The organism is Candidatus Neptunochlamydia vexilliferae (assembly GCF_015356785.1).
Lineage (GTDB): Bacteria > Chlamydiota > Chlamydiia > Chlamydiales > Simkaniaceae > Neptunichlamydia > Neptunichlamydia vexilliferae.
Map to the genome: position 1 here is coordinate 1 of NZ_JAAEJV010000063.1, position 9,112 is coordinate 9,112.

The following is a 9,112-nucleotide window of genomic DNA, read 5'->3' on the forward strand; positions in this document are numbered from 1 at the left end:
TGCAAAAAAAAACATTTTACACAAAAATACAAAGGAAGGAAAGTAGAAACTTTACTTAACCCTAAATATGTTGAAAATCAGCTAATTCCTGACACGCCACTTGGTTAGTGGCTGTCGATTACACTTTACCACTGCGGTTTTCTCATACCGCGAGATTATGTGCGCCTCGTGGCGCACTGCAATTAGCTCAACAGTATGCGTTTTTGAGAACCCTGATTCTCACTAGCGCATACATTCATGAACGCATAACACCTCGGAGTGCTACTACTGTCAATTGCTTGAATTTTTCTTTTCCTCCAGGTTCAGAGGGTAAAATGACCCCTACTCTATTGGAGTATGTGGTCATTTTGCCCCCATAAACCTGATGAAAAATCGAAAATCCCCTCATTTGACAGTAGTAGCACTCCGGGGTAATAGGAGAAATTATGTCAGCAACAATAAAAGGAAGCAACAGTGCTCAAAACCAAGTTTTTGCAGAAAAGAGGTTTTCAGAAAAGTTCATACACCTCCAGGAGCAAATTAATAATTTAAAAGGTTCTATTATCTTATCCTGTAATCAGGAGAGATTATACGAGGATAAAGGATATATTTTAACCGATCCAATAAAAACTAATTCTGCATCAAATGCTAGCAAAGAACTTAATGTTACTCAAATAGGAAAAGGACTTGTTGAGCTTGATTTTATAGACGGCCGAAACCTTTATATTTCCTCTGCTAATAGTGAGCTTTTTGGAGAAAAACGGGGGACTCATACGAATACCGATTCTGTAAGGAGGCAGTTTAAAATAACTCAATCTAAAAAAGATGGTTATATCAACCTATCCCTTACTGATGGGCGAAATATTTATTTTTCTTCAATCAAAAAGAAATTCTATGCAGAAAAAAAAGGACCTCAAGATTTTAAAATAATAAAAACCGCTCAAATGAGTAATGTTAGTGTTATCAGACGTCTCATGCAGCAAACTCAGAAATATATTTGGTGTCTAGAGCTTCCAACAGGAAGGGAACTCTATGTTTCATCTGCGGATAGAACTCCCTATGCAGAAAAGAGAAAAACCCACACCAATACAGATCCAAAACGGAGAAACTTTAAGGTTATCCCTGTGGATGGAGAAAAAGAGTACTTTGAGTTTAGTCTCGAAGATGGACGGGAGCTTTACGCTTCTTCTGAAAGCACGCATAATTTATACGCCCATAAGAGAGGCTGTCATACAAATATTTCCGAAGCTAGGCGTCGTTTTAAAATCACTCCCATTGGGCAAGGGTATGTGAATCTATCGTTAGAGGATGGAAGAGAGGTATGTCTCTCTTCTGCAAACGATAATCTATATGCAGAAAAAAGAGGAACCCACACCAATAACAGCAATTTAAGGAGGGATTTTAGGTTAGTTCCTCAAGGCTAAAACATAATAAGCTCCTTGATTTTAGACTATTAGAAACAAGGAGCTTCTTATACCTAACAAAGGGAGGTTTGCTATAACCACCCAATAAAACAGACCGATGCACCATTTTCCGGGGAACTACATCAAATCCCCCGGATGAGCCGAGAAACAATCCATACAAGTTTTTCTGGCGCTAAAGAAAAAGGCGGGCTAGAGATAGGCTCTTAGTTGTTCCCACTGTTTGTCAAGCCTTCTAAGAGTTTTAGCCTTTAAAGGAACCGGACTCTTTTTTTCCCTTAAGCTCTCAAGAGGAATTGGTGCATTAAGTAGCTGCTGACACTCTTTTGTGCGAAGATCATCCGCTCCAAAGTTCTTTTTTAAAATTTCATAAGCTTTTTCTAAGTGGTGCTTTGCTTGTTTTTTCTCACCTAAGTGGATCAAAGAAAGCCCAATGCTTTTATGGATCAGAGCCACTTTATAGTGATCCTTAATAAGGACTTTTTGGCTGATTTCCAAACCTTTACGTTGATACTTTAAGGCCTCTTTGAATTTTCCTAAATGAGAAAGGGCCACTCCAACTCGGTTATAACTCGAGGAAAGTTCATAGTAATCCTTATTGATACTAACATTTTTCCTAATTTCAAGTGCTTTTATTTGGTACTTAAGATTCTCATCAAACTTTCCTAATCCTTTATAAACATCCCCTATGCAAACATAGCAAGAAGCAACTCTTGGGTGGTCATCCCCTAAAGCCTTTTTCCGAAGTTCCAAAGAAAGGGTCAAATAGTCTAAAGCTTTTTGATAATTTGCTAGGTAGAGCAAACTATATCCAATGCAAATACAATTCGAAGCAATCCTAATGGGGTCATAATTCAGATGGTCTAGTCCTAGCTTTAAAGCAATCGAGTGGTACTTAAGGGACTCGTGGTATTTGCCCTGAGTCCCTAAGCTATAGGCTAAATTGCTATAAATAGAAACTAAGCGATGGTCTACCTTTTCGGGAAGCTTCTCCCTCCAGACTTTAAGCGCTCTTTTATGCCACTCTGTCGCTTTTTTGTAATCAGTCTCAAGATCTAAAATTGCACCGATACAACTGTAGCGCAAAGCCAAGTGAATGGGATTCTGCCCCTCTCTTTCTATCCCAAGAGAGGGGTGTTTTTTAAGATATTCCGAAACCTCTTTAGCCAGATAAAGCATTTCATAGTTCCCAACATAAAGATGGTCCAAGAGCAGGTGAGCTAAAATATCTAACAGTGAGCTCCCCTCATCGGAGTTTTCCTTGTGAGCAACAAAAATGCCATGGTCAACAATGTTAAATAAGTTCTTTTGATCCATTCTTTTATAAAGATGGTTAAAGGCTTTAGGGGCTTGCTGAAAAATTTGTGCTTTCTCACCTTGACTCAGCTTATGCTTGATCACCTGTCTTAAAAGAGGATGGATCGTATAGCAGTCTGAGGAAGATGGAGAAATAAGAGAATAGCGACAAAGATATCCTAAGGCATCTTCAAACTGAACAGATGATAACTCTGGAAAAGCAACGGCTACCCAGCTCTTAATCAATGAGGTTGGAACCGGCATACGCCCCATTAAAGAAATAAAAGAGATAACCTGTCTTGATAAAGTATCTCTATGAGCATTTTCAATGGTTTGCAGACTGGTTTCCCATGTAGTCAGAACCGTTTTTTCATCTTTACTTAGCGGAAGCCTTTTCCCCTCAAAAAGATCGACACAGTGCTTTTCAAAAGCTTTTAAATAGGCTTCAAAGCTAATTCCCCTTTCTCGAATATAGGCAGCTGCATGAGTCAGTGCTAAAGGAAGATGGCCTAACCGATCGGTTAATCCTTTGATTGCCTTGCTCTTAGTTGCTTTTGATAACGAAAGTAAGAGGGTTTCAGAATCCTCATCGGTAAAAGTCTTTAATGGAATCGAAGGTGTGTGCATCCACTTGAGCTGGACAGGGATCCTAGAGGTAATGAGAACCTCTTTTAGTCGACGAGGAAGGAACTCCTCTAAATAGTCAAAAGACTCTTGGGTATCCACCTCATCAAAAATAAGGAGAAACCTTCTCTTCTCATTTTTTAGAACGTGTTTTAAGGCATCAATAGCTTCATCTGGCTTTGCCGGATAGGAAACCAGTTCTTTAGAGAGGTTTAAAAGTCCCCTTTTGATCAGTGCGGAAGTTCTTGCCGGTATAAAACAAATAAAATCATAGTGAGACTGTTTGTTCGCAAACTCAAGGGCTAAGGTTGTCTTCCCGATTCCTCCCATCCCTGTAATAAGGACCCGCCCTTCCCTCTTCAAAGCACTACTTATAGACTGAAGCTCTTCCGAGCGGCCCACAAAAGTAGAGGGAGATTCCGGCAATCCGAAGTAAGAGGTCTCTTTACTTAAAGGCCAAAAATGCCACAGGATCGTGATAAGAAAAACTAACCCTAAAAAGATCATCAGAGTTTTAATTAAAAAGTGCTTTTTAGAAGGCACCTCTAGGTGTTGCTCTTGCTCTATTAAGACTTTAGAAAAAAATACTCCCGGCACTGATATCCTTTAAGATAAAAAAGTTTAATTTTATGAGCATACCCAAAAAAATTCAAGAGTCGACTTTTATCCAAGGTTAATACCGGTACCCTGCCAAAACAATATTATCAGACAAAAATAACTAGAAACTTTCTCTGATTTCCCTTAAGCTAGTCTCCTATGGAAGAAGAGTTGCCAAAGGCCTACAACCCTGACGTCACCGAAGAGAAGTGGTATTACTTCTGGGAGCGGAAAGGGGTTTTTCATGTCGATCCCCTCTCGGATAAAGAGCCCTACTGCATCGTCATGCCTCCTCCCAACGTAACGGGGGTTTTGCATATGGGACATGCTCTGGTCAATGCCCTTCAGGATGTAATGATCCGATGGAAGCGGATGGAAGGCTATGAGGCGCTGTGGGTCCCGGGGCTCGACCATGCCGGCATCTCGACGCAGACAGTGGTGGAGCGCGACCTGATCGCCAAGACAGGGAAGCGGCGGAGCGACTTTGAGCGGAAAGAGTTTTTGGGCCACGTCTGGAAGTGGAAAGAAAAGTCAGAGGATCGGATCGTCGGTCAGCTGAAACGACTCGGCTGCTCTTGTGACTGGCTCCGGAAGCGGTTTACGATGGATGAAGAGTCCAACCTGGCTGTCCGGACCCTTTTCAAAAAGATGTATGAAGAGGGGCTCATTTACCAGGGAGACTATCTGGTCAACTGGGATCCAGTGACCGAGACGGCGCTGGCCGATGATGAGGTCGAGTATGAGGAGCGGGAAACCAAGCTCTGGCACTTCCGCTACCCGTTAGAAGAGGGTGAGGGACACCTCACTATTGCAACGACCCGTCCCGAGACAATGCTTGGCGATGTGGCGGTGGCTGTTTCTCCCAAAGATCCCCGCTACAAGAAGCTCGTCGGCAAAAATGTGGTCCTCCCCATTGTGAATCGGGTGATTCCAATTGTAGCCGATAATTATGTCGATCCAGAGTTTGGAACGGGAGTGGTTAAGATTACCCCCGCTCACGACCCTAACGACTGGGAGCTGGGCAAACGGCACGATCTTCCTTTGATCAATATTCTCAATTCGAATGGCACCCTGAATGAAAATGGACTCGAGTATGAGGGGCTCTCGATGGAAGAGGCCCGCCGCCATGTGGTTACTCGGATGAAAGAGCTTGGTCACCTCGAAAAGATCGACCCCTATACCCACCGGGTCGGAGTCTCTTACCGCTCCAAGGCAATTATTGAACCCTATCTTTCGAAGCAGTGGTTCATCAAGATGGAGCCCTTTAAGAAGAAGCTGATCGATGCGGTGAAGAAAGGGCGGGTCAAGATCATCCCGAAAAATTGGGAGAGCACCTACTTCCATTGGATTGAAAATCTCCGCGACTGGTGCATCTCAAGACAGCTATGGTGGGGACACCGGATCCCGATCTGGAAGCATGAATCGGGAAAGATCATTTGCTACGAAGGGACGGGACGTCCCCCTGAGGTGGTTGAAAACCCTGAAGGGTGGAGCCAAGATCCTGACGTTCTCGATACCTGGTTTTCCTCAGCCCTTTGGCCATTTAGCACCCTCGGGTGGCCCCACACCACCCATGAGCTGAAAAAGTTTTACCCCAACTCGACCCTCATTACCGGCCACGACATCCTCTTTTTCTGGGTCGCCCGGATGATCATGATGGGAGAGTATGTGATGGGAGAGGCCCCCTTTGCAGAAACCTCATTGCAGGGACTCATCTTTGGAAAGTCCTACTGGCGAGAAAACAAAGAGGGAGGGATCACATACGCCTCTTTGGAAGAGAAGAAAGCTTTTGATCTCGGCACCACTCCCCCAAAAGAGGTCCACTCGAAGTGGGAAAAGATGTCGAAATCGAAAGGAAATGTGATCGACCCTATCGAAATCATCAACACCTATGGAACCGATGCGATGCGGATGGCGCTTGCTGCAAGTGCGACCCACAGTCCCCAGATCGATCTCGACCGTCGCCGCTTCGAAGAGTTTAAGAACTTTGCTAACAAGGTGTGGAACGGCTCCCGCTTTGTCCTGATGAACCTCACCCTGACCGCCGAAGAGTTCCAAGAGGGGCTCGGCCCCCTTGCTCTTGAAGATCGGTGGATCCTCTCGGTCCTGAATCGAACGATCGAGGAGATGAAAACCCACTTTGAGGGATACCACTTTGACCGGGCAGCGATGCGGAGTTATACCTTCTTCTGGGATGAGTTTTGCGCCTACTATGTGGAGATGGCCAAGCCAACCCTCTTTGCCAAAAATGAAGCGAGCAAACACAAACAAAAGGTCCTTCTCATCGTCCTCCTCGCAGCGATCCGCCTCATGCACCCCATTGCCCCCTTCATCACCGAAGAGATCTTTCAGAAGCTTAAAGAGCGTTTTCCCCACATCAAACCTTCCAATGCCGATCCCTATACCGCCGAAGCCATCGAGGCTCTTCTCTCCCCTGCCTGTATCGTCTCCCCTTACCCCAAGGTGATCAATAAAAAGGATATCTCCCCCGAAATCGAAGAGACCTTTGCGTTCCTCAATGAAATCGTCTACGCGATCCGAAATATCCGGGCGGAGATGCAACTTCCCCCAGGAGCCAAAACCGATGTGATTATCGAAGGAAAAACAGAGGCGATCGAGCCTCATGGCTCGATCATCTCTTCCCTTGTCCGGACCCAGTCCCTATCCTTCAACCCCGAGGAAAAGCCTTCCGGCTTTACCTCCTCCGCCCTCGTCAAAGGGCTCAAAATTCTCATTCCTCTTCCCGAGGAGCTCCAAGAAAAAGAGAAGAAGCGACTGGAAAAGGAAGTGGAAAAACTCACTGGGCAGATTGCCTCGTTAAACAAACAACTCAGCAACCCTAACTTTGTGGAAAGGGCCCCTGCCGAGCTCGTGAATAAGACGAAAAGCGCCCTAAGCGAAACTGAAGAGAAGCTTGCCGCAACGCAGGAAAAGCTTAAGCAGCTCTAACTCCCTCCTCTCTCTGTTCTCGTGGTTGTAAAAAAATAACACACGCCCTTGCTCAATAAAATAGCTCATAGCACCGAATTGTAACTATTTTTGATTACCGATTTCTCTAATTTGCTTCAGCCATGAAGCGCACAGAGACTGAGGGTGAAAGAAATTCATCTGGAACTCGCAACCTCCATTTTGTAGAGATTCTTTTTGATGGGGTAGCTGGGTCAAGCTGAGAATACCCTTTGCTTATACGGGAGTGACACTCTTCAATAAGTTTAGAAAGCTTTGACTCTAAGCTAGAAAAGCTTTTCGACGATGCTGAACTTTCTCTTAAGATCCAACTCTCTTCTAAAACATCATCATCCATTTTCTGAACGCCTACTAGCTTCTCTGTAACAAATCCTAAACGCTTGAAAATCGTTCGGTTTCCTAAAAGGCTTCCGTAACTTATTAGCTTTTCTAAATCAAAGTGCTTGGAATGGAGGTATTCCCGATACAAGTCATATACACATTGAATCCCCCCTCCTAACGAGGGATCTTCAAGTATATCAATAATCGTTTTTGTTGGATCTGATATCATCACTTGTACTCCCTGCCGCCATTCGGTTTCATATCCAAATAGATTATTTTCACGAACCATTTTGAGCAAAAAAGTTGTCATCCCGATCTTTTGCGTACAACGATCAAAATGCTTCCCCGTTACAACGGCAATTGTCTGAAAAATCTGATCGGTAAACCCCCAATATTCAGCAGCAGACCAACCTCCAATGTAGCAGGGAGAAAAAAGCTCTGTAGCTAAAATAAAAGGATCCTCAATAGCAAGTTCTGAAGAAGTAGATTCCAAAGGAATGGGAAGGTATGCTCCACGTCTAACCCTATAGAGCCATCCCCGTTTTTCCCAATAGCAAAGGAGCAAAGATGCTTGCTTAGTCGTTATTTTAAGTATTTTCGCGACATCAGAGGCTTTGATAACCCCCTTAGAATAAGTGAGAACCTGACCCAGCTTTAGGCGAGATTTTTTTCCGATTCCAGCTATTTCACCCATGGTATATCCTAATCAGACAAAATATATATTTTGCTATTTTATCTGATTTCATTATACTTTTAAGATATAGGAACTGTCAAGGATTTTCTAATTGTGCAGCAACTGCTGCACAATTTACTGCATTTTTTTCAGAATGTGTAAGTTCTTAGCAGATTCGTAGCTAATGAATGCCCCTTCCTCTGTTTTTATATAACCTTCTTCCTCATGCGAAGTCTTGAGAACTTTTTGCGCTCCTAAGGACTTATATAGATTTAATATAAACTCTAAGGTCTCCTTTTCCCGATCTTCAAATAGTGCAGGATCTGATGGCACTAAAGCCTTGTATGCATGATTATTGACTTTTTTGAGATACCCTCCCCTAACCAAAGCTTCATAAATGGGACTATACTGATCAGGACATGGACCAAGCTTTAATGGGGTGTACCGAGCTCCAGTTAAGCTAACCCCATATTTCTTAAAGTGGTAAAAATCCACATAAAAATGCAGCTTGTTCAGAAAGAGGATCGATTCTTTGGTATGCTCTACAAGGTATAAGGCAACATTTTTGAAAAGTTGCAAGTTGAACTTTACATTCCCACTATATACAGTTGGTTCATCCCTTTTCCAGTGGACATTTAAGAAGTTCATCTCTGCTGCTGCCTCATCACATTTTAAACGAATAAGTTCATCTTGACTCATATCCTGTATATAGTATGTCTCCCATCTCTTAATACTTGCTTCACCAGTTCCTAAATAACGAGCAAAAGCAGACTGGGACATCCCTAACTTCTCTCTGTAAGCAATAATCTGTGAAGAGGTCAGGAGGCTATGATTCTCCCTATACTTATCGGCTGAAGCACGTCTTAAAACATTCATTTGCTCCGTGTTCATAAGGGGGCTTTGACAGCTTTTACAAACCATACACGGAACAATCACTTCAACAGTTTCTCCTTTTATCTCGGGAGTAAACCGAATTTTTTGCTCAACAAACTGAGTTTTATTACATTCCAAACACTTCATAATTTCTTTTTTCACCCTTCTGGATATTTACTTTTATGTAACGATACATAATAAAAAACTCCACCCTTGATGCAGAACTTCAAGTACATCTGCTTCTTTAGGTATTCACTATGCCGTCAACTACTCCTCCCTAAAGGAAGGAGCTTGTAGCTAGCGCAGTTGCTGCTACCATAGGCACGTTGACAGGTGCCCTTGCTGAGACAACAGACTCAGC

The 9,112-nt window shown here is 43.3% G+C and carries 5 protein-coding genes; 2 read left to right on the top strand and 3 right to left on the bottom strand.

Annotation, left to right across the window (positions count from 1 at the left end; all coding sequences use genetic code 11):
• The first annotated feature begins 425 nt into the window (after positions 1 to 425).
• Positions 426 to 1,403, top strand: coding sequence for a hypothetical protein (locus tag NEPTK9_RS08165; protein ID WP_194848343.1), 978 nt, complete (start codon positions 426 to 428; stop codon positions 1,401 to 1,403).
• A gap of 189 nt (positions 1,404 to 1,592) precedes the next feature.
• Here NEPTK9_RS08165 and NEPTK9_RS08170 read toward each other — a convergent pair whose 3' ends face one another.
• The gene (locus NEPTK9_RS08170) at positions 1,593 to 3,917 is read right to left on the bottom strand and encodes a tetratricopeptide repeat protein (protein WP_194848344.1); all 2,325 of its coding nucleotides are present in this window, start codon (positions 3,915 to 3,917) and stop codon (positions 1,593 to 1,595) included.
• 159 nt (positions 3,918 to 4,076) lie between these two features.
• On the opposite strand from NEPTK9_RS08170, the gene NEPTK9_RS08175 reads away from it, so the two are divergent.
• Positions 4,077 to 6,866 (top strand): valine--tRNA ligase, encoded by a 2,790-nt coding sequence (locus NEPTK9_RS08175; RefSeq protein ID WP_194848345.1) that lies wholly within the window; start codon positions 4,077 to 4,079, stop codon positions 6,864 to 6,866.
• A gap of 106 nt (positions 6,867 to 6,972) precedes the next feature.
• Here NEPTK9_RS08175 and NEPTK9_RS08180 read toward each other — a convergent pair whose 3' ends face one another.
• Both NEPTK9_RS08180 and NEPTK9_RS08185 read right to left on the bottom strand, forming a co-directional pair.
• Positions 6,973 to 7,899, bottom strand: coding sequence for a type IV toxin-antitoxin system AbiEi family antitoxin domain-containing protein (locus NEPTK9_RS08180; RefSeq protein WP_194848346.1), 927 nt, complete (start codon positions 7,897 to 7,899; stop codon positions 6,973 to 6,975).
• 114 nt (positions 7,900 to 8,013) lie between these two features.
• Positions 8,014 to 8,913: a type II TA system antitoxin MqsA family protein gene (locus NEPTK9_RS08185; protein WP_194848347.1), complete on the bottom strand. Its 900-nt coding sequence runs from the start codon at positions 8,911 to 8,913 to the stop codon at positions 8,014 to 8,016.
• Positions 8,914 to 9,112 lie beyond the last annotated feature (199 nt).